The organism is Segatella copri (genome assembly GCF_026015295.1).
In the GTDB taxonomy this organism is placed as follows: domain Bacteria; phylum Bacteroidota; class Bacteroidia; order Bacteroidales; family Bacteroidaceae; genus Prevotella; species Prevotella copri_C.
Genome location: NZ_JAPDUW010000001.1, coordinates 2,217,501 through 2,238,555 on the forward strand (window position 1 = coordinate 2,217,501; position 21,055 = coordinate 2,238,555).

Below are 21,055 nucleotides of genomic sequence, written 5' to 3' on the forward strand. Positions count from 1 at the left end.
TCGTTATGGCACTTAAGCCGACACCTCACGGCACGAGCTGACGACAACCATGCAGCACCTTCACAGAGGCCCCGAAGGGCGTCATTGTCTCCAAATCCTTCCTCTGCAATTCAAGCCCGGGTAAGGTTCCTCGCGTATCATCGAATTAAACCACATGTTCCTCCGCTTGTGCGGGCCCCCGTCAATTCCTTTGAGTTTCACCGTTGCCGGCGTACTCCCCAGGTGGGATGCTTAATGCTTTCGCTTGGCCGCTGACCTATTCAGACCAACAGCGGGCATCCATCGTTTACCGTGCGGACTACCAGGGTATCTAATCCTGTTCGATACCCGCACTTTCGAGCTTCAGCGTCAGTTGCGCTCCAGTGAGCTGCCTTCGCAATCGGAGTTCTTCGTGATATCTAAGCATTTCACCGCTACACCACGAATTCCGCCCACTTTGTGCGTACTCAAGGAAACCAGTTCGCGCTGCAGTGCAGACGTTGAGCGTCTACATTTCACAACACGCTTAATCTCCGGCCTACGCTCCCTTTAAACCCAATAAATCCGGATAACGCCCGGACCTTCCGTATTACCGCGGCTGCTGGCACGGAATTAGCCGGTCCTTATTCATAAGGTACATGCAAAAAGTCTCACGAGACTCACTTTATTCCCTTATAAAAGCAGTTTACAACCCATAGGGCCGTCATCCTGCACGCTACTTGGCTGGTTCAGACTCTCGTCCATTGACCAATATTCCTCACTGCTGCCTCCCGTAGGAGTTTGGACCGTGTCTCAGTTCCAATGTGGGGGACCTTCCTCTCAGAACCCCTACTGATCGTCGCCTTGGTGGGCCGTTACCCCGCCAACAAGCTAATCAGACGCATCCCCATCCATCACCGATAAATCTTTAATCTCCTTCAGATGTCTTCTAGAGATATCATTGGGTATTAGTCTTACTTTCGCAAGGTTATCCCCAAGTGATGGGCAGGTTGGATACGCGTTACTCACCCGTGCGCCGGTCGACGCCCATCAAAAGCAAGCTTTCGATGTCGTTTCCCCTCGACTTGCATGTGTTAAGCCTGTAGCTAGCGTTCATCCTGAGCCAGGATCAAACTCTCCATTGTAAAATATCATTTCTACCTAGCCTTGCGGCTTGGTTTGTTTGTTGTCTGTACTTAGGACGAATATCCTTTTCGTTTATTGAAGCTTAGTAAACCTGACTTGTCAATTGCTTGACGGTTCGTTTCTTTTACCCAGTCAACTTTCTTATTTCTAAGAAGTTAACCGCTTCTTGTACTACTTGTCTGTTTATGTAAAATCTTTCAAAGAACTCTTTCTTTATTGCTATGAGTAATGCTTGATTTCTCAAAAGCGAGTGCAAAAGTACTAACAAATTTCCATTCCACCAAATATTTCTAAGAAAAAGTTTGTTTTTACCCTATTATTTAACACTTGTAAACAGTAAATTGGTATTTTGAAGCTATTTTCGCCTATTTTAGCGAAAAGACAAGGAATACCATTTAATGCGGAAAAGAATCACTTTTATGTTAAGATTAAGCAAAAGTCAAGAAAGATGAAACTGTAACAAACATTCGCGCGTGCGCACAGGAACATTATATTTATTATCTCAAAGATATGCAGAAGAACAGGGCACCCATAGAGAGAACAAACGACAACCAAAACGTACTAAGCAGAGTTTTAAGACAGAATTGACATATATCAGCACAAAGTGCTATACATTTCACTTAATGTCCGTTAACACACAAGAAATCGATGAGTTAAAGGGGCTGAAAGGCTTAAAAAAGTAAAAGCCTACATAAAACAGACATTTTAACAGCAAAAAAGCGACGAGTTTGCGAAAAAAAATATGCCTTTACACCGTATATATACATTATATTAAAGAAATTAAGAGAATTAAATATCTAAGAATGAAATAAAAAAGAGTCAATGCGTGTCCTCAATGCAATGCTACTCAAAGCTACGTTGTCACAGGCGCGAATGGCTTATTTATAGAGTTTGACAACATAAGTTTAATAAATCTGGCTGGGACTAACAAGAACATTGCCCAGCTCATTGCTCAGCAGGCTAAAGATGTAGAGGAGCTTACTAGAAAGTTAGAAGCTATTAAGTCTTGCAGCTGTACAGATGAAAAGACTAAGCAGTTGATTGAGAATCAGATTAAGACAAACCAAAACATCATCCAGGAATTAAAGAGACAGTTGACAAACAACATTACTAATGATGTAGATGTTCAAAATGCGATTTTCAACTTAACTAAAGGCAGTATTGAGGAAGGTCAATTGAACGAGACCATCAAAAAGCTTATATTGGGTGAATACCAGGATTTTAATATCGCCATTCTCAATTCACGGGCTTATAAGGATGTCCTAGATAAAATCGCAAGTAACAATAAAGAGTTGTCTGACAGCGTAGCTAAAATCTGGGGTACTCTTTATGACAACAAAGAGACTGGTACTGTTGGCATCACCTCTAAGGTAGACCAGTTAGTAAAGGACATGACCTATACAAAGGCATTAGCTATAAACAACTCTGTACGTATTGACACTCTGAGTGATCGCTTGTACAAAGAGATTACCAATGCAACTATAGAGGTTAGCAAAAAGATTCTTGAGAAATTAAAGCACCCTAAGTCAACGAACTTGCAGCTTGGCGACATTGCATCTACTCTCAACAGTACATTCAACAACCGTTTAACCATGTATGCTGTAGAGGCATCCTGGTCACAACGTGGTACAGACGGCAAGTTGGTTAATAAGAAAGTAACTTCAAAGTATGAATTGGCAGCAACACCATTAAATCCATTGTCATTCATATTCTTGGAGAATGGCATCAATGCTGACCTCCCTACGATTCCTACATTGCAGTCTAAGATTAACTTTAATAACTACAAGTTTACTTGGACTCCTATTGAGCATATGGGAAATATCAAGACGAAAGTTACTCTCGAAGGTATTCCTGATGTAGATAACATTAAAATCAATGGTAATGTATGGGTTCCAAAGCCTGAAGTTGGCGTAACAATTATTGGTAAGGATAAGATTACAGGTACACTCAGCAGGGTTAACAAGACTGTTATCTTCGACTTATCAAGCCTTGGTGCAAAAGCTGATGTAACAATCGGAAGTGTAAAGATTAACCATGAAGATGTACAGGTAAAAGTAGGAAAGACTACAGGTACATACGATGTTACCAGCCCTATGGATGAGTTCAACAAGATTATCGACAACATTAACAATCAGGTTGGTAACATAATTGGCAATGTTAATGGAATAGTTGACAAGGTTAACAAATTCTCTGATGCTATCGATGGTCAGTTAATCAATCGCATTAACGCTTACATCAATAAGTTCGAGAACTTACTGACAAAGGCTAACTCTTTACTCCAGCCAGCAATGTTCTATACCACTAATAGTGGCAGTTGGGGTCAGTTGGCACGCGTTGAAGAGGGTGCATCTCACCTGAAGTTGAATGGTGGACAGGCTTCTACCGTATTCGTTGCATCTTCTTACTCTGCAGAATTGCTAGCTCCTGCTTACTTAAAGGAGATTTCTGTTGATGGTGGTGCAACTTTGACTGCTGCAGGACAGAGTGGAAGTAAGGTTGTATTGAAAAGTGGCCAGTATAAGGTTGGTTTCAATGCAACAAAGGCAGGAGTTTATACTATTAAATATAGTGCCGTAGACTACTTTGGTAATACAGTTACCAAGGAGTTCTTCGTTAAGGTAGTAGATTAATTTAAGAAACAATTGTTAGTGACAATTTTGATTGTCACTAACAATCTTAAAAAGAATTTTAATAAAGAATTATATTATGAAAATTAAGAGTATATTACTATCAAGTTTATTGGCATTGGGTTGCACAGCAGCTTCTGCTCAAGAAGAAGCTAAGACAGTAAACGTCTTCAACCCTCACGGCTTCGTGTTGTTAACTTCGGTGTATTTGGTGGTATTGGTGCCAACATCGCTTAGAACAATAATGAAGCAACAACAGCACAGGACAACATGAATAAAGCATACAACAGCATGCTCAACTCCGCATATGGTGACAAAGTTAATGATGCTAACAAGATTGCTAAAGCAGAATCAGGCTTGGCTTACCTTTGGACTGATTCAAAAGTTCGCCTTGCTGCCCGTGTTGGAGCTAATGTTGATTTCCGTGTCAGCGACCGCGTAAGCTTGGGTCTTGAGGTTTCTGCTAACACATTGAGCGACCATTACAACTCAAAGAAGGCTGGCAACCCAGACTGGTACTTCAACGCATTGGTAGGTTCAAAGATTGCTTTGGGCAAGACACACACCACCAAGACCATTCCAGCTCCAAAGCCAGTAGAAAAGATTATTGAGCGCGTAATTGAGAAGCAGATTGTTCCAGCTCCAGTAGAGACCAAGAAGGAAGTTGCGCAGAAGAGTTCCGTCGTGATATCTTCTTCACCATCGGTAACTCTGTTATTGCACAGTCACAGGCATCAAAGATTACTGAGATTGTCAACTACATGAAGGAAAATCCAGATGCTAAGATTACTCTTACCGGTTATGCTGACAAGGGTACCGGTTCTGACGCAATCAACGACAAGGTAGCAGCTCGCCGTGCTCAGACAGTTTACAATGCACTTGCAGCTAAGGGTGTTGCCAAGAGCCGCATGATTAAGAAGTCTGCCGGTTCACGCGTTCAGCCATACTCAGAGAACGGAATGAACCGTGTTACAATTTGTATTGCAAAGTAATTTGAAATATAAGAAATAGAAAACACATCAATATTAATAAAAGATAACCGGTTTTCATACTTATCTAATTTATTGTGATAATACATGAGAATCGGTTATTTTTATATTTATAACAGACATAATGAAAAAGATTACACTTTTTTGCTCCTTGCTTGCATGCATGTGGGTACTATGCATGCACAGTTAAAAGGCGATGGTTTCTATCGTATTCAAAATGTAAAGACTGGCAGATACATGACACTTGCTGACCGTCATAGTCGTGGAGCCAATGCACATACCACCACAGTTGATGCAGGAGCTCTCGCTACCAGAAAGAAATGGAGTGATATCGAATCTGATCCAGGTTCAATATTTTACATCAAAAAGGTAAATGGTTCGGAATACAATATTATTTCACAGGGTATAGATATGTACCAACATATTAAATACTATGTACGTATAGATACCGATAATAACGGAGCATCTTATAAATTCTGGGAAACAGATAAAGGCACAAGACTTTATTTGAGCGACGAAAATGTAAGTAACGAAGGTGCTGATAACAGTTACGTAAAAACAAGAGGTGAAGATACCCGTCAATGGAAAATTATACCGCTTAATAATTCCGGAAGCAACTATATTGGCGTTACCCCTCTAGTGAAAGCAAATAATGGCAAATACCATGCTACCTATCTGACTGGATTCCCATACAAACTTCAGTCAAGCGGCATGAAAGCATTCACTATATCATCCATCAACAATGAAAAGGGAGAAGCTACATATCAAGAGATTACAGGCGAAATCCCTGGAAAAACTCCAGTGCTCATTGAGTGCAGTTCTGATAAAGCTAAAGACAACTTAATTACACCATTAGTGAGCACGAGCAATAGCATTAAAGCTACAAACCGCTTAGAAGGATTTTTTTCTGCCTAGGTGATTGGCTAAGCCAACATCTCATCTACACCGAGTTTAATGCCAACACTATGAGAGTATTAGGTATTAATGAAAGTGGCGAATTAGTTTTCAATAACTCAAATAAATACATGTCACCAGTTGAATTTTATAATGGTGACCGCGATTACTATTATATCGCCATTCCTCACAACACAGCCTACCTCCCAGTAACTGCTACAACTCCAAGCGAATTGAAACTGGTTGATTATAATACTGGTATCACACCAATTGTCATTGAATCAGATGCAAACATATCAAACGACATCTATACGATAAATGGCATAAAAGTTCGTGAGAACGCCACATCAGTAGAAGGTCTTCCTGAAGGCATCTACATTTTTAAGAACAAGAAATATGTGGTAAAATAAGGGATTAATCTATCAATTAAACAAAGAGGGTGAATCATGAGTTAATGATTCACCCTCTTTTTGTTGGAATATATAGGATATCTTGTTGGAAAAGATAGGATATATTTTAGAAACAGTTAGTATCCTCGGTCGCACAACAGCTGTTGTGCGCTTGCATAACAGCTGATATGCGCATGCACAACAGCTGATGTGCATGCGGTGGACAGCTGTTATGCGCCAACTATTATTAAGACTTATTACACATCTTCTTTTTCTTTATAAAAAACTCTTTTTCCGGTTAGAAGATACGGTGAGTTAAACGCAACTCCAAGACAGGATAAACTTTTACTGCTTTGAAAAGACTTACATAATCGCCCACTTTTCCAGAGATATTCTTCACATCTTTAGCCAGGTCTACCCCATCGTGAGTAATGATACGGGGAGTTCCACCCCAGAACATGGCACCGCAATCAAACGAAATCCAATTACGGTCGCTACGATTCGACAACTTACCACCATAACCGAAACCTAAGTAAGGACGGAAATTGTTCACCTTAATCTTGCAGGAAACCATATTGTTGGCATCCGGCTCCATACGGTAAGGAGTTCCATCAGGATAATCACCGACATGAACACCCATTCTACCATAATCCATAAACTTATTGTAGAGAGACTCATCAGCATAAATTTTATTACCGCCGATAGAGATATAAGGTATAGGAATCACATTCGGATCATCGCTAATCTGACTCTCCCACGATTCCTTTACACGGTTATAAAGATTATTATAGATAGCAACACTCACCAAAGAGGTAGCATCATAAGCTGCATTTTCAGCCTTGGCTACTGTAGATGGTCCCCAATAGAAACCGGTGGTTACATGCCAATGCTTGTTGCGGAAAGGAAAGACATCCACCAACAGCTTGAAATTCTTCATCGTAGGCTTACCTTTCATATCCACATTACGGTCTACCTCAAATGCGAACATCTCATTCAAGGTCTGAGAGAGTTTGTTGAACTTCTCATCCTGTATCGTAGGATCGGTATCATCACCCACCTGCACCCCGAAGTGCATGGTTTGCTCATAATGCGGAAAGAAGTTGAAACCTGTGCGCACCTGCACCATTTTACCAATAGGCATTGCCAAATCTACACCCACGCCAGTGGTTCCCAAAGAGATAGAACCATCCAGATGATTGAGAATGTTCTTATCTCCCTTATCACCAGAAGGCTCTATCGTCTGTGCAAAGGCACAGGAAGCAGTCAATAAAGCTGCCACGATAAATCCGAAACGCTTTTTCGTAAATAATATAGTTTTACTTTCTCTAGTCACCCAGAACTTCTATACAATTGATATAACGTGGCAAAGATACGACATTTTTTTGAAAAATAACGCCTAAAAAAGCAAAATATAGCAGAATGATGCTTTTATTTTGAGTTTCAAGTGGTTGTGGCTGTTGTTGGCATTAAGTGGCATAGACGAGGAATAGCGAAAAACGCAGATTGGAGAAATAGAAACGCTTTCAAATCATTACCTCGCAGAAACGCCCTAATAAGCATTTTTAACGGTGACGGTTCAAATTTCCCCATTCTGCGTAAGTTTTGATTTTGCCATGCAGCTCTCATAGTTTAATTTTGCACCGAACAAAAAAGTAAGAATTATGAGATGCACTTTCAAGACAGTCTTCTATGTAAATGGAAGCAAGGAGAGAAACGGAATTGTCCCTATCATGGGACGTGTGACAATCAACGGAACTATCGCACAGTTCAGTTGCAAGCAGAGCGTTACCAAGGCTATCTGGGATGCCAAGGGCAACAGAGCCATAGGCAAGAGTAAGGAAGCCAAGGAGGTGAATTTTGCGCTCGACAACATCAAGGCTCAAATCGCCAAGCATTACCAACGACTTTCCGACCGTGAGGCGTTCGTTACCGCTGAAATGGTGAGAAACGCCTATCAAGGCATAGGCACCGAATACGAGACCTTGCTCAGAGCTTTCGACAAGGAGAACGCAGCCTTTGCCAAGCGTGTAGGCAAGGACAGAGCCAAGAACACTTACAACAAGTATCTTGTGGTGAGAAAGTACGTTGCCGAGTTCATCAAGTATCAGTACAAGCGCAGCGATATGTCCATGAATGAGCTTACCGAGGAGTTTATCCGTGACTATTGCCTTTACTTGAAAAATGTGGTAGGGCTTGCGCAGTCCTCCATTTGGATTTACTCAATACCTCTGAAACATATCGTTACGGCGGCACACTACAACGGCAAGATACCGAGAAATCCGTTTGCCATGTACCACGTTGACCCAGACCACAAGGAACGTGAGTTCTTGACCTTGGATGAGCTTACTGCCATGACTAATATAAAGTTGGAAGACCCCAATATGGCATTTGCAAGAGACCTCTTTATCTTTGGTTGTTGGACAGGTATATCATTCATTGACATCAAGAACTTGACTGAGGACAATATCAGCATGGTAAACAGTGCTCCTTGGATTGTGTCCAAGCGTCAGAAGACAGGCGTGCCGTTTCAAATCAAGCTGATGGATATTCCTATGCAGATTGTTGAGCGATACAAATCTTTCAGAAAGGGCAACCACTTGTTCAACATTGGTAATCTTGACGGCATCAACAAGCGCATTAAAAAAGTAGCTGTAATGTGTGGCATCAAGAAGCGGGTTTCGTTCCATGTATCCCGTCATAGTTGGGCTGTTTTAGCCTTGGAGTATGGTATGCCGATAGAAAGTGTGAGTAAGATTCTTGGTCACACGAACATCACCACAACGCAGATATACGCTAAGGTGACAAGCACCAAGCTTGACCATGACATAGCAGTCTTTGAAAGTCGAATCAAGGGGCATTTGCCAGTTATGGGAGGAATGGCATGAAAAGGACTGTAATCACCGTGGGCGGAAATGGAATGTTATCCATTCCGTCCAACTTGGAGAACTTGTGGATGAGTGAGGGCGAGTTGGTGGATATGCTTCATGTTACCGCCCCGAAACTCAACTCTGTGATACGAGCCATATATAAAGAAGGTATGTTGTTGATGTCGGAAGTCCAACAGAGGCAAGAACTTTCCAAAGGTATTTGGCAAACATTGTATGGATTCCCTATGGTTGTTGCCATTTGCTTCCGTCTCACCTCTAATGGTGCAGCGCAACTTCGTGATGCCATCTTCAAGAGGTTGTACGGAGCAAAAGAGAAAACAGCCATTGTCCTGCAACTCTACGGAGGGACAAATGCTTTTAGTTGAGAATGGTCGCATCTTTGACGCTTGGATATTCACTGTCGTATTGACTTATTGATTTACTGATTTACTGTCATATAGATTTATTGATTCACAAAATTCTTGATAGGGTGATTTATATTGCACATGAAGAAAAATATGAAATCTCATGCAAGTTTTTGATACGGTCTGCGTTTATTAGATATAAGTGTAACCCTTTAATATTGAAGAAATGTATGAAAATTAAAATGATTCTTATTGCATTAACCGCTTTGCTATCTTTGGCAAGCTGCGGTGATGATGACTCTGGTATTCAACTCACACAAGACGAAATCATTGGTGACATAAATACTGGTAAAAAGATTGTGATTACCTCTCTTACCACCTATACGGAAAGTAGCAGCAAAGTTAATGTAAATGGAGCTAAAGGCAAAATATCAGCAACATCTTCCGATGAAAGTATAGCCAAAGTCTCGTGCTCAACAAATGAAGCAGAGAAAGAAATCTATGTAAGTGGTGTTTCTGTAGGAAATACCACTATCACCATAACCGATTCCGATGGAAATACTGCTGTATTAAAGGTTGAAGTAAAAGATTGGACGACTCTTTGGGAACTTAGTAGAACAATGTATGTGGTAGATAGAAAATGTTTTGTTGAAGGTGTTTCTTCTGAGGATTCTGCAACTATTGCAGCTGATGCCATAGAGAAAGACTCATACAATAAATATTATACAATACGTACTCGTGATTATATTCCTTTCGGCTCTTATGTAACCAAGAGACTAACCATTACAGATGATAAAGGAAATGTCCGCATGGATGGAATTCTTAAGATTCAGCCAAATGCCGATAACTCCGAAGTTTGGCATTTATTACCTATTGGTAATTATACGGAAGTCGTTTTGGCTACATTTTACTATGACCAAGAAAGTATAGTCAAAGATGTGACAGATTATTATAAAACGGCATATCCTAAGATTAAGAAAGTTGAACTACATGCCATTTATGCAGTAGAAGAATTAGAACCAGACAAGTAAAAGTATAATGTAAAATTACTTTTTGTTCATCCCGAGGAAAGGTTTACAAGGAAGCCTTTCTTTGGGATTTTTTTCGTTTTATTTTATCCCGAAAGCCTACATCAAGCGCCTTGATTTCCAATCTTTTAACATTGCCGGTGCAAACTTCTCCATTCTGCGCAAGTTTGTGTTTTGCGTTTTGATTTTCCACCCTTACCTTTGCAACTTTAATTTTATCAACTCACAAAGGTTAGATTATGAGCAAGACAAACGACAACAAACAACCTGTAGCTGTGGAAAGAAAACAGCCACAGGCAGCACCTCCGCCAAACGAGGTGTTCATCCGTGTTGGCACTACCTTGTACAAGGTGGTTGACCAACCTAACATCAGTGGTGGAAAGGTAAGAAAGCGCATTCCTTGGAACATGGAGACCTTGCGTCAGGACTACGGCAAAGAGTTCGTCAAGTACGTTCACAAGTATGACGGCTTCTGTACCGTTCCCGAACATGTGAACCACCGCACGGTGATAGACGGTTTCCTCAACCTATACGAGCCGATAGGACATAAGCCGATGCAAGGGGACTTCCCTAATATCAAGAAGTTGGTTAGTCACATCTTCGGTGAGCAATATGAGCTTGGCATGGACTACCTGCAACTGCTCTATCTCAGACCTGTGCAGAAGTTGCCCATTCTGCTGCTCGTATCAGAGGAGAGGAACACAGGCAAGACCACGTTCTTGAACTTTCTGAAAGCGTTGTTCCAAGACAACGTGACATTCAACACCAACGAGGACTTCCGCAGTCAGTTCAATTCCGATTGGGCTGGCAAGCTGCTGATTGTCGTGGACGAGGTGTTGCTCAGTCGCAGGGAGGATTCCGAGCGGTTGAAGAACCTCAGCACCACCCTCTCGTACAAGGTGGAAGCCAAGGGCAAGGACAGGAACGAGATTTCCTTCTTTGCCAAGTTCGTGCTGTGCTCCAACAACGAATCACTCCCTGTCATCATTGACGAGGGCGAGACCCGATATTGGGTGAGGAAGATTTCATCGTTGCAATCTGACGATACCGACTTCTTGGAGAAACTGAAGGCGGAGATACCCGCTTTTCTGTTCCATCTGCAAGGCAGAACGCTATCCACAGAGCACAAGAGCCGAATGTGGTTCGCCCCCGAACAGATAGCGACCGATGCTCTGAGGAGAATCATACGCTGCAACCGTAACAGACTTGAGGTGGAAATGTCGGAGCTGTTCCTTGAGGTCATGGAGAACACCCAAACCGATAGTTTGCAATTCTGCCTCAATGACGCAATCGCCTTGTTGCAATGCAACCACGTGAAAGCGGAGAAGCACCTTGTGCGAAAGATAGTGCAGGACTGTTGGAAGCTGCAACCTTCAGAGAACGCCCTCACCTACACCTCATACGAGTACAACTACAATAGCAGCGGTCACTACTCGCCAACAAAACGTGTGGGCAGGTTCTACACTGTAACGAGGGACAAGCTAAATAGCATATAATTTTGTTGAATTGTTGAATATGATGAAAGAAGTGTTGAATATCAAGTATTTAAGGCTCAACATTTTCTCAACAAATCTCTCAACAAAAGAAAGAGACTGTTGAAAAGAGAAAACATGACAGCTAATGCCTGTCTTTCTCTTTTGCCCGATGATTTTGTTGAAAAGAACCATTTGTTGAGAGTTTGTTGAGAAGATAAGTATTTGACTATCATACCAATACATACCATTCTCAACAATTCATCAGAAATACATACACCACTTAATCCACAGTAAAACATGAACATTCAAGAAGCAAAGCAAATCAAGATTGCAGACTACCTGCAAAGTTTGGGACACCGCCCTGTCAAGCAGCATGGCGCAAACCTTTGGTACAAGTCACCGCTGAGAAATGAGAGCGAGGCATCTTTCAAGGTGAACACCATGATGAACAGTTGGTTCGATTTCGGAATGGGCAAGGGCGGCAACATCATCATCCTTGCGTCATACCTCTACGCATCAGACAGCTTGCCATATCTCTTGGACAAGATAGAGAAGCAAGCACCCCATGTACGCCCGATCGACTCTTCTTTCCCTCAGCAAGCTTCCGAGCCGAGTTTTGAGAGATTGGAGGTTAGGGAGCTCAACCACCCTGCACTCCTGCGCTATCTGAGCGAGCGGAATATTGACCTGTGCATAGCCCGAAAGGAATGTGTGGAACTCCACTTCTCGCATAATGGCAAGAACTACTTCGCCATCGGCTTCAAGAACAAGTCGGGCGGTTACGAGGTTCGTAACCGATTCTTCAAGGGTTGCATGTCCCCCAAGGACATCACACATATCCGACAGCAAGGCGAGCCAAGATACTCTTGCTATGTTTTCGAGGGCATGATGGACTATCTTTCCTTTCTCTCGTTACGCATGGAGAAGTTTCCGTCTTGTCCGTCATTGGAAGCGCAGGACTACGTGATACTCAACTCCACAAGCAATGTGGACAAGGCTGTTGACGCACTCCACGGCTACGAGCGCATCAGTTGTCTGCTCGACAACGACGAGGCAGGGCGGAAGGCAACGCTTGCCATCGAGAACGCCCTCAGCTACCGTGTGAGGGATGCATCCCACTTGTACAGCGAGTACAACGACTTGAACGACTATCTGTGCGGAGTGAAATCCAAACAGTCGGTACACCAAGTACAGCCTGTTAAGCGGACTGCTCCACCTCGGAAGAAAGGCGCAGCCTTAGGTATGTAGGCGGTTCCTGCTCCAATGGCTATTCTGAACGGAAAAGCCATAGCTCAATAGGGCGTTTTCTTGACGCAGTGGCACGCCACCGCTAAAAACACCCATTTGAGCAAAGGGGCATCCCCTTTTGAAACCCCGTGAGCCATGCGCAGGGCGCAATGCGGCAAGCGGATTTGTACAACTCAAAAACAAGTTTATTATGGGACATTTCAGTTTGGATTTCAAGAAGGCAAAGGGCAGCTCTGACGCAAGGGAGTCAGACCACATAGAGCGCAAGGTGATACCCGACAACGCTGACCCTACGAGAACTCACCTCAACCGTGAGCTTGTCAAGATGCCGAGCGGTGTGTATGGTCGTGACGAAGCCATCGCCCACCGCATCAAGACGGCAGGCATCAAGCGCAAGATAACCAATGACCAGGTGAGGGTGATTAGAACCGTGCTGTCTGGAACGCACGAGGACATGATGAACATCGCAGCCAATGATCAGCTTGACGATTGGTGCAACGACAGCTTGAAGTGGTTGCAGGACACGTTCGGCAAGGAGAATGTCGTTTCGGTGGTTCTCCACATGGACGAGCACACGCCACACCTCCATGCCTCAATCGTTCCGATAGTGACAGGCGAGCGAAGAAAGGCGAGGAGTAAGACTACGGACGAGGGCAAGCGGACATACCGCAAAAAAGCCAATGCCGTGAGGTTGTGTGCCGATGATGTACTCAACCGAGACAAGATGATTGGCTATCACGACAGTTATGCTGAAGCCATGAACAAGTATGGCTTGATGAGAGGTATCCGTGGATCGGATGCGAGGCATACCACCACGGCACAGTATTACCGCAACATCAAGCGAGAGACGGAGAGACTTCAAAACTGCATGAAACTATTGCAATCCGATGTAGAGGAAGCAGAACAACTTCTACAACAAACCAAGAGTGAAATCAGCACGGAGAAGCTACAGGCTGCTAAGATGGAAGCAAAGACCGCCCTTCTTTCAAAGATTGGTTCTCTTTTGGGCAGTGGAAAATTGAAGGAGGTGGAACAACACAACCGAAAGTTGTGTGAGCTTGTAACAGACCGAGAGCAATACATAGACGAACTCCATGAGAAGGTGCAGCGAATGGAGGACAGCCACAGTAAACAGCTTGGCGAGATGCGGCAGAAGCACCAATCGGAGGTTGCGAATTTAGAGAGCAAGCACACAGAAGAGGTTTCTTTACTCAACGACATCATCCGCAAAGCCAAGCGTTGGTTCCCTATGTTGGATGCACGCTTGCAAATGGAAGACCTGTGCAGGAAGATTGGCTTCTCCATCGAGCAAATCGGAGTGCTTCTGACCGGAAAGGCACTCAACTTTAGCGGTTCACTCTATTCCGAGGAACACAGAAGAAAGTTCAAAGTGGAGAATGCAGAAATCAAGGTGTTCGCTGATTCTACCAAGCCTAACCAATTGTTTTTATATGTCAATAGACAGCCTATTGTTGAATGGTTCAAAGAGCAATGGAATAACCTAAAGTTACATTTGTTTTCAGAAACAAAAAGTCTAAGATTATAAAAATCTATGAGGGTACGCTTAGCGCCCTCATGGATTATCAAGTTTTACGATATAACTTTCCTTTAAAATTTCTCTTTATTACCGATGCTTAATACATACCAGCATGAAGTGGTGAAGAAATTTCTGATATACTTCACTCTCCAGACCCAATGAGGCAAGAGCCGTGGGGTAAGATGGAACTTCTGCTTGTAATGAGGATTGATGAACCAAAGTTTTTGGTCAGTTACCGAAAAGCCACATTGGTGTATGAGTCTTTCAAACAACTCTATACTTGTTCGGCAATCTTTTATGCTCATAAGTTCATTTATTGTTCCTTTCTCTTCATTGCATGTTTTTAGCAACAACTTGTATAAAGGGTTTGACAACAAGTGAATGAATGGAAGATGGGAGCAAAGTTTGCTTCTGCAAATCTGTTGATGTCCCCCAAAAGGCATCTGCCATGCTGGAAATCCGACAAACAGCACACCTTTTGTTTTCAGAAATTTTCTTAGGTGTACAAGAAAAAGTTCTTTTGTCGGAACGTGTTCTATCACATCATGCAATAGTATTACATCATATTTATCCTCTTCATTACATGGAACAGGATATTGCATGAAATCACAGCATACAAATGTTGCATGATTACAGATCTCAGAAAAGTATGCCTTAGCATCTTTGATTCTGCATTCCGCAACATCTATGCCTGTCACCTTGCAGCCCAACTGTGCAAAGGGAACTAAGTTTCCTCCTTCGCCACAGCCAACCTCCAAGATTCTACTCTTTGATGTCAGTTCCGTGAAATCTGACAAGTAACTGATGTAAAACTCCTTAGATGTTATCTCCAAGTCACGGAAATACATCTTCCTGTCTGTATGTCTTTTTTGCATGTATCTTATTTTTTGAACTTTCTGTAAATATAGATACAGAAAGTTCATAAAGACTGCACGCAAAATGAGACTTTTTTACCAAGAGAACCTAATGCCGAAAGGCACAGTCAAGGTAAATGGACGTTCTGTCCAAGCATTCTTGACAGCACTTCCATTCGGAATATACCAATTCAGCGTAGGCTCAACAAATAAAGTCAGCTTTGGTGCAAATTGATATTGTATTCCAATGTTTGTGTTAACAGTCCACTGCATTGAAGATGTTGTCTTCCAATCCGTTGTATAGCCAGACTTTCCTCCTACTATATAATCTGCATAAGTCTTTCCATATAATGGTATCTGAATGCTTGCTCCTGCTGAACCATAAGCTGACAGCCTCTTGTACCTCATGAATTGGTATGAGAGCTTGACAGGAATACCGATGTAATGTAACTTTTGTTCCTTGTCAACACGGTAATCGCCTGTACCTAAGGTGAAGTATGATTTCAAGTAAGAGTATTGGAGTCCTGTTTCCAAACTCCAATGCTTTCCAATATTCTTGTTCACAGCCAATCCTAATGTTATAGGTTTGTCATGATGTTCTGCCTCTTCAATTTTACCCTTGTTGTTATCGGCAATATCCATCATGGCAACATTTTCAGCCGTATGGTCTGTTGGAGTTAAGCGATGTAGATATTCCGCATACTCTTCCCATGTCGTAAAGCTCTTTTCTGATGGTTGTTCACTCGTTATATCATCACCGCTGCCTGCTATAATCTTATAGACGTTTTGTGCAAGAGTAGTACCCAAAGAACCTGCTGCAAGCAATTGCCATTTACTTTTCTTGTGCGTCCTTGTATCACCTGCAATCCATTTTTCCTCATTTGGAATAGGTGTATAGACAGAATCTTTTATGATGATACTATCTCGCTTGTTATCTGCCAAAAAATGTTGGCTCTCCTGCAAAGAATCGGATATTTCGACAATAACATTTTGACCAGCCTTAATAGAATCACTAACAGTTATTACAGTGTTCTTTCCATGTTGAACACTTAGATAATTAGAGCATAAAACAGCATTTTGCGCACTACTAACAGAAACATTAGGTTTCTTTTGCATAGGCGTAATGCCTTTACTTGGCTTTCGGGTTCTAACTATATTCACATCATTTTTAGAAACGAGTTTCTTCTTTGCTGTAAAATATCTATATACAGGAATGACTATCAACGCCAATGCGATGAGAAGCATAGCCCTTGGAAACAATGTATTTCGCAACATTGCCTTTGCCCTTGCCAATTGTGAGGAAGAACTATGTGGGGCAATATCAAGCAATTCTCCGATTTCTCGATGTGATAAGCCATCCAATACGGACATATTGAATATTTTCTTATACCCTTCTGGCAAATTGTCTATTGCCGACATGATTTCCTCATACTGAATTGATTGCTGGGAAGCACTGTCATTTTCCAACACGATACTAAAATCTTCCTCTATTTCAGACAAGGAAATGAAATTGTACTTCTTACCTTTCTCCTGATATTTCAAGACAAGGTTAGTGGTGATACTTGTAAGCCATTGACTAAACCATGAGTATTTTTCAAGTCTTTCAACGAAACAAACGCAAGTACAAAAGCATCTTGGACAAGGTCATCAACGACAGCCTTGTCCTCTCTAAGAATATTGATGCATATCCCTTTCATCTTAGGATAATACATCTGGTATAATGTGCTGAAAGCGTCAGCGTCACCTAGTTTTGCTTTTTCTACTAATGTTGTTATATTCGAAGCCATGAGCGAATTGTTTCGTACTATCTATTTTGATATAGATACACCAATGGCTTGATGACTGCACGAAATTTGGTTAAAGAATGTAAATATGAGTTATTTTAAGGCATTGATTTTGGAACAGACACTCTGCACATGGTCGAGCCCATACAACACTGAGCGAGAATCTATTCCCATCCAAGAGAATAAAGTCTGAATTTTCTGGTATTCATTGACGATGTAACTTGTGTCAATTTCCGATGCATGAAGTCTGAAACAGATAGGTTCATGGTGTGCAATTCTGTTTCTCAAACTGTTCACCTTGTCAAGTTCATTGAATATGTATGTGTTGTTGTATTGAATCGCAGCTGACGAACGAGGTTTGTTAGGGAATGCCCTTAGCAGACATTGTCCTGTCACACGATATTGTAGTGAGGAATACATATATTTCCAAACACCAAATTCCATTTCTGCAATCAGTTTGGAATGAGAGTATATGCCTTGTCTATTCAATCGGTTGTATGCCTTTTCTATGATTTTCCTTGTCTCGTTCATGCGTCCATTGGAGAATATTCCATTGTCTTGAACAGAATCTTTCAGCCAATTCTCTCCCAAGGTCGGCACCAAAAGACTATCAATCGCATTACGCAATGCCACTTCAAAGCAGCTAACTATCGTAAACATCTCCTGCGACAAACGTAAGTTGTAGCGATACAAAGCCATAGCCTTGCGAGTGTCACCATTCGCAGCATCCTTATATCTCTGCATTCGTTTGGCAGACAAGATTCGCTCAAATTCTAAATATTCCATAAAAAATCGTCCATTTACTTGGTTGTAACAAGAAAAAACACTATCTTTGTAGCGTTGATTCCCGGTAGCCTCTGATTCGTCAAGCTATCGGGTCTTGTTTTTATATGATTCTTGCCTACAAAAATACATTTTTTTTCTGTGATTACGATTATGCCACATTATATAATTACAGAAATTTAACTGTAAAAGTTGCAAAAATCCCTTGCGGTTTCGTGTTATTGTTGTAATTTTGCAGTTAATAAGAGTTGTTAGGTAAGCAAACGTATGCAGATTGCAGAAATTAGAACCGTTGCTAAATCATTACCTCCATTGAGGTGAAACACTCATAAATCGCTCATTCTAAGCTATTCAGCAGATTTTAGCGTAATTTTAATGAAAAAATCGCCTATTTTGCTTTATTTTTTAACTCCTTATCCCATTTCTGGAGCATTTTGTACTCGTTCTTGGTAATTCTCATGAAACTGCCATGCTGAGGAGCCGTAACTCCCTTGATATCTACAGGATCGGAGAAATTGCGGAGATACTTATCTGCCTTGCAGATACGATAATGTTTAGGATGGTCGCTGTACTGGATGTAAGCCACACGCCAGGTATCATCACCGATAAGCTGGAAGGCAGAACTTCCTTCTGTCAGTTTATTTCCCTCGAAACTTACAAAGTCATCATCGACAGGAGCGCTCCAACCATGATTGAGATATTTGCTGGTAGCGGTGAAGATACCTCTCTTTCCACCCTCTTTCTTGATGAGCATGTGGTAAAGTCCATCGCTCTTCAGGAAGTTGATATCGGCATCGATGGTAGCATAGCCCCAGTCGAAAAGTAGCTTAGGAGTGGTGAGTTTGGTGAATGTTTTGTCGGCATAACTGTAATACATGCGGTCGTACTTCTCCTCAGCACGGTTGAGCATGGAATAGTAGATCATGTATCCGCCTTTTTCTCCATTTTCCCAACGATAGTCAGGATCCCAGAAAATCTGAGGTGCCCATACACGGTTGATGGTGCTCCAATCCTTATAAGGAGATGTAGCTGTAGCAGCATCGCAGAAGTTCTGCATGCCCTTGCGGAAATCGAAGGTAACGCTGGTCCAGTTCTTCAAATCCTTACTCTTCAGGAGATCGATACCATAGTTATCCCACTTGTGGCTCTTGCGCACGCACATATCGGTGGTAACCATGATGTAACCCTTGCCATTGTGCATGCGGGTGATGTAGGCATCGCGGGTACCGCCTTCGATGCGGGCGTGCTCTTCTGGATTGAAGATTGGGTTGCCACCATTGATGTCCTGATAGTTGTAACCATCACGAGAAATGGCATAGGCTGTCCACTCACCCTTATCGCTCATGTGACAATAGAGATAACCATAATCTCCCTTTACAGGATTCTGTGCTGTCATTGGCATAAAGGCAGCCAATGCTAAAAGAACGGTTGATAATTTCTTTTTCATTTTCTGTTATTTCCTTAGTTTAATTATAATTAGCTGAAGTTTTTTGAGTGCAAATTTACACTTTATATTTGAGAATGCCAAATTATTAAGGGAAATATGGGGAGAATTCACGAATAATGGTCTTTTTTTATTGATTATTATTCATGGGACAGGCGATGGAATCGCCTGGAACGGGGGCAGAAGGGGGACGGAACAGAAGACAAAGGAGAGGGAGGAAAGAAAAAAAGGAGGAAAGAAAAAAGGGAGGGAGAAAAAAGGGAGGAAAACCTCATCACTGAGGTCAACCTCCCTACACTTATAGTTAAAAATAACCGATTTATTTGTTCAGGAACTTATCTACCTGGGCAGCTATTTTTCTGCCGCTTGCCATGGCGCGTACTACCAGAGAGGCACCGCTTGCTGCATCGCCTGCCACGAATACATTCTCGGCAAATTCAGGCTGCTGTGGCTTCAAGAAGCCCATTGCCAGGAATACAGCCTCAGCCTTGATTATTTCTGGCTCACCAGCCTCTACCATCAACGGACGGCCACCCTCAGGGTTTGGTTCCCAATCAATAGGCTGAACCTTCACGCCTGTCAACTTGCCATTCTTTCCGAGGAACTCCAGAGAGTTGATGTTCCAGCGGCGAGTACAGCCTTCCTCATGACTTGAAGTGGTCTTCAGGGTGCGAGGCCAGTTTGGCCAAGGATTCTTAGGATCCTCAGGGCCTTCTACAGGCTTCGGCATGATTTCTATCTGGGTTACGCTCTTGCAACCCTGACGATGAGCAGTTCCGATACAGTCGGAACCCGTATCACCACCACCGATTACCAATACATCCTTGCCCTTGCAGTTAACCAGTTCGTCCTTAGAGAACTCCATACCGGCGAGGATACGGTTCTGCTGAGAAAGCAGCTCGAGGGCGAAATAAACGCCCTTCAATTCTCTTCCAGGAATTTTCAGGTCGCGTGCCGTTGGCGTACCGGTAGATACCACATAGGCATCGAAGCCTTCTGACAACTTGGTAACGTCAATATGCTGGTTGTATCTGAATTCAATACCCTCCTCTTCGAGAAGACGGAGACGGCGGTCGATGATGCTCTTGTTGAGCTTGAAGTTTGGAATACCATAACGCAACAGACCACCGGCATTCTCACGTGCCTCGAATACAGTTACCTTATAGCCCTTATGGTTCAACTGGTTGGCAGCTACCAATCCCGCAGGACCGGCACCGATGACAGCCACCGTCTTGCCATTACGCTCAGGAATCTCAACATGTACATAATCCTCAGAGAAGGCGTGCTCCACGATGGCACACTCATCCTCACGGTTGGTGGTTGGCTCATGATCCATGAGATTCAATACACACGCCTTCTCGCAGAGTGCAGGACAGATGCGTCCTGTGAACTCAGGGAAGTCGTTGGTGGAATTTAGGAGGCGGTAAGCCTGCTCCCAGTCGCCCTTGTAGAGGGCATCATTCCACTCCGGTGCCTTATTGCCCAGCGGACAAGCCCAGTGACAGAAAGGCACACCACAATCCATGCAACGTGAAGCCTGCTGTCGGCGATCGTTGCTATTCAATGTCTGTTCTACCTCGCTAAAGTCGAGGATTCTATCGTGAATTGGTCTATAACCTGCTTCCTTGCGAGGTATAGTCAAAAATGCTTTTGGATTTCCCATCTTT

At 42.6% G+C, this 21,055-nt stretch carries 19 protein-coding genes and 1 rRNA gene (1 of these 20 running past the window's edge); 12 read left to right on the top strand and 8 right to left on the bottom strand.

Annotation, left to right across the window (positions count from 1 at the left end):
• Positions 1-1,103 (bottom strand): 16S ribosomal RNA (locus ONT18_RS09455) (it extends 429 nt beyond the left edge of the window).
• Between the two features lie 1,038 nt (positions 1,104-2,141).
• On the opposite strand from ONT18_RS09455, the gene ONT18_RS09460 reads away from it, so the two are divergent.
• The 5 genes from ONT18_RS09460 (at position 2,142) to ONT18_RS09480 (ending at position 6,024) form a co-directional block, all read left to right on the top strand.
• A complete protein-coding gene (locus tag ONT18_RS09460; RefSeq protein ID WP_264905165.1) occupies positions 2,142-3,734 on the top strand; it encodes a DUF5011 domain-containing protein in 1,593 nt (530 codons plus the stop codon).
• Between the two features lie 267 nt (positions 3,735-4,001).
• Positions 4,002-4,496, top strand: a complete 495-nt coding sequence (locus ONT18_RS09465) for a hypothetical protein (RefSeq protein ID WP_264905166.1) — start codon at positions 4,002-4,004, stop codon at positions 4,494-4,496.
• Positions 4,481-4,723: an OmpA family protein gene (locus tag ONT18_RS09470; RefSeq protein WP_259322912.1), complete on the top strand. Its 243-nt coding sequence runs from the start codon at positions 4,481-4,483 to the stop codon at positions 4,721-4,723. The genes ONT18_RS09465 and ONT18_RS09470 overlap by 16 nt, the downstream gene beginning before the upstream one ends.
• Positions 4,724-4,807: 84 nt before the next feature.
• Complete coding sequence (locus tag ONT18_RS09475; protein WP_264905168.1) at positions 4,808-5,635, top strand: hypothetical protein; 828 nt, start codon at positions 4,808-4,810, stop codon at positions 5,633-5,635.
• Between the two features lie 110 nt (positions 5,636-5,745).
• Complete coding sequence (locus ONT18_RS09480) at positions 5,746-6,024, top strand: hypothetical protein (protein WP_264905170.1); 279 nt, start codon at positions 5,746-5,748, stop codon at positions 6,022-6,024.
• A 277-nt stretch (positions 6,025-6,301) separates the two neighbouring features.
• Here the strand turns inward: ONT18_RS09480 and ONT18_RS09485 are convergent, their stop codons facing one another.
• Positions 6,302-7,336, bottom strand: coding sequence for a hypothetical protein (locus ONT18_RS09485; RefSeq protein ID WP_264905172.1), 1,035 nt, complete (start codon positions 7,334-7,336; stop codon positions 6,302-6,304).
• Positions 7,337-7,664: 328 nt separating this feature from the next.
• Between ONT18_RS09485 and ONT18_RS09490 the strand changes: the two genes are divergently transcribed.
• The 6 genes from ONT18_RS09490 (at position 7,665) to mobV (ending at position 14,532) form a co-directional block, all read left to right on the top strand.
• A complete protein-coding gene (locus ONT18_RS09490) occupies positions 7,665-8,888 on the top strand; it encodes a site-specific integrase (protein WP_264905174.1) in 1,224 nt (407 codons plus the stop codon).
• Positions 8,885-9,256: a hypothetical protein gene (locus ONT18_RS09495; protein WP_009018146.1), complete on the top strand. Its 372-nt coding sequence runs from the start codon at positions 8,885-8,887 to the stop codon at positions 9,254-9,256. The genes ONT18_RS09490 and ONT18_RS09495 overlap by 4 nt, the downstream gene beginning before the upstream one ends.
• Positions 9,257-9,465: 209 nt before the next feature.
• Complete coding sequence (locus ONT18_RS09500) at positions 9,466-10,266, top strand: pilus assembly protein N-terminal domain-containing protein (protein ID WP_264905178.1); 801 nt, start codon at positions 9,466-9,468, stop codon at positions 10,264-10,266.
• Positions 10,267-10,499: 233 nt separating this feature from the next.
• Entirely contained in the window at positions 10,500-11,759 is a 1,260-nt protein-coding gene (locus tag ONT18_RS09505; RefSeq protein ID WP_437183736.1) for a primase-helicase family protein, read from the top strand.
• Positions 11,760-12,035: 276 nt separating this feature from the next.
• Entirely contained in the window at positions 12,036-12,986 is a 951-nt protein-coding gene (locus ONT18_RS09510; RefSeq protein ID WP_264905181.1) for a toprim domain-containing protein, read from the top strand.
• Positions 12,987-13,176: 190 nt separating this feature from the next.
• Positions 13,177-14,532, top strand: coding sequence for a MobV family relaxase (gene mobV, locus ONT18_RS09515; protein ID WP_264905183.1), 1,356 nt, complete (start codon positions 13,177-13,179; stop codon positions 14,530-14,532).
• 62 nt (positions 14,533-14,594) lie between these two features.
• Here mobV and ONT18_RS09520 read toward each other — a convergent pair whose 3' ends face one another.
• The 5 genes from ONT18_RS09520 to ONT18_RS09540 all read right to left on the bottom strand — a co-directional run bounded on the left by ONT18_RS09520 (position 14,595) and on the right by ONT18_RS09540 (position 19,391).
• The gene (locus ONT18_RS09520; RefSeq protein WP_100766125.1) at positions 14,595-15,398 is read right to left on the bottom strand and encodes a class I SAM-dependent methyltransferase; all 804 of its coding nucleotides are present in this window, start codon (positions 15,396-15,398) and stop codon (positions 14,595-14,597) included.
• Positions 15,399-15,473: 75 nt separating this feature from the next.
• Positions 15,474-16,919: a sigma-70 family RNA polymerase sigma factor gene (locus tag ONT18_RS09525; protein ID WP_264905185.1), complete on the bottom strand. Its 1,446-nt coding sequence runs from the start codon at positions 16,917-16,919 to the stop codon at positions 15,474-15,476.
• The gene (locus ONT18_RS09530) at positions 16,916-17,164 is read right to left on the bottom strand and encodes an RNA polymerase sigma factor (protein WP_264905187.1); all 249 of its coding nucleotides are present in this window, start codon (positions 17,162-17,164) and stop codon (positions 16,916-16,918) included. Before ONT18_RS09530 ends, ONT18_RS09525 begins: the two co-directional genes overlap by 4 nt.
• A 90-nt stretch (positions 17,165-17,254) precedes the next feature.
• Entirely contained in the window at positions 17,255-17,947 is a 693-nt protein-coding gene (locus ONT18_RS09535; protein ID WP_264905189.1) for an Abi family protein, read from the bottom strand.
• A gap of 385 nt (positions 17,948-18,332) precedes the next feature.
• Positions 18,333-19,391: a glycoside hydrolase family 43 protein gene (locus ONT18_RS09540; protein WP_264905191.1), complete on the bottom strand. Its 1,059-nt coding sequence runs from the start codon at positions 19,389-19,391 to the stop codon at positions 18,333-18,335.
• A 43-nt stretch (positions 19,392-19,434) separates the two neighbouring features.
• Between ONT18_RS09540 and ONT18_RS09545 the strand changes: the two genes are divergently transcribed.
• On the top strand, positions 19,435-19,692 hold the full coding sequence (locus ONT18_RS09545; protein WP_182000951.1) for a hypothetical protein: 258 nt from the start codon (positions 19,435-19,437) through the stop codon (positions 19,690-19,692).
• Between the two features lie 15 nt (positions 19,693-19,707).
• Here ONT18_RS09545 and ONT18_RS09550 read toward each other — a convergent pair whose 3' ends face one another.
• Complete coding sequence (locus ONT18_RS09550; RefSeq protein ID WP_264905194.1) at positions 19,708-21,051, bottom strand: glutamate synthase subunit beta; 1,344 nt, start codon at positions 21,049-21,051, stop codon at positions 19,708-19,710.
• Between the last annotated feature and the right edge of the window lie 4 nt (positions 21,052-21,055).

Excerpts from the sequence above, each read along its gene's own strand:
- ONT18_RS09465 (WP_264905166.1), top strand. The coding sequence starts at position 4,002 with ATGAATAAAGCATACAACAGCATGCTCAACTCCGCATATGGTGACAAA.
- ONT18_RS09475 (WP_264905168.1), top strand. The coding sequence starts at position 4,808 with ATGAGAATCGGTTATTTTTATATTTATAACAGACATAATGAAAAAGAT.
- ONT18_RS09480 (WP_264905170.1), top strand. The coding sequence starts at position 5,746 with ATGTCACCAGTTGAATTTTATAATGGTGACCGCGATTACTATTATATC.
- ONT18_RS09490 (WP_264905174.1), top strand. The coding sequence starts at position 7,665 with ATGAGATGCACTTTCAAGACAGTCTTCTATGTAAATGGAAGCAAGGAG.
- ONT18_RS09495 (WP_009018146.1), top strand. The coding sequence starts at position 8,885 with ATGAAAAGGACTGTAATCACCGTGGGCGGAAATGGAATGTTATCCATT.
- ONT18_RS09500 (WP_264905178.1), top strand. The coding sequence starts at position 9,466 with ATGAAAATTAAAATGATTCTTATTGCATTAACCGCTTTGCTATCTTTG.
- ONT18_RS09510 (WP_264905181.1), top strand. The coding sequence starts at position 12,036 with ATGAACATTCAAGAAGCAAAGCAAATCAAGATTGCAGACTACCTGCAA.
- mobV (WP_264905183.1), top strand. The coding sequence starts at position 13,177 with ATGGGACATTTCAGTTTGGATTTCAAGAAGGCAAAGGGCAGCTCTGAC.
- ONT18_RS09520 (WP_100766125.1), bottom strand. The coding sequence starts at position 15,398 with ATGCAAAAAAGACATACAGACAGGAAGATGTATTTCCGTGACTTGGAG.
- ONT18_RS09530 (WP_264905187.1), bottom strand. The coding sequence starts at position 17,164 with ATGGCTTCGAATATAACAACATTAGTAGAAAAAGCAAAACTAGGTGAC.
- ONT18_RS09535 (WP_264905189.1), bottom strand. The coding sequence starts at position 17,947 with ATGGAATATTTAGAATTTGAGCGAATCTTGTCTGCCAAACGAATGCAG.
- ONT18_RS09540 (WP_264905191.1), bottom strand. The coding sequence starts at position 19,391 with ATGAAAAAGAAATTATCAACCGTTCTTTTAGCATTGGCTGCCTTTATG.
- ONT18_RS09550 (WP_264905194.1), bottom strand. The coding sequence starts at position 21,051 with ATGGGAAATCCAAAAGCATTTTTGACTATACCTCGCAAGGAAGCAGGT.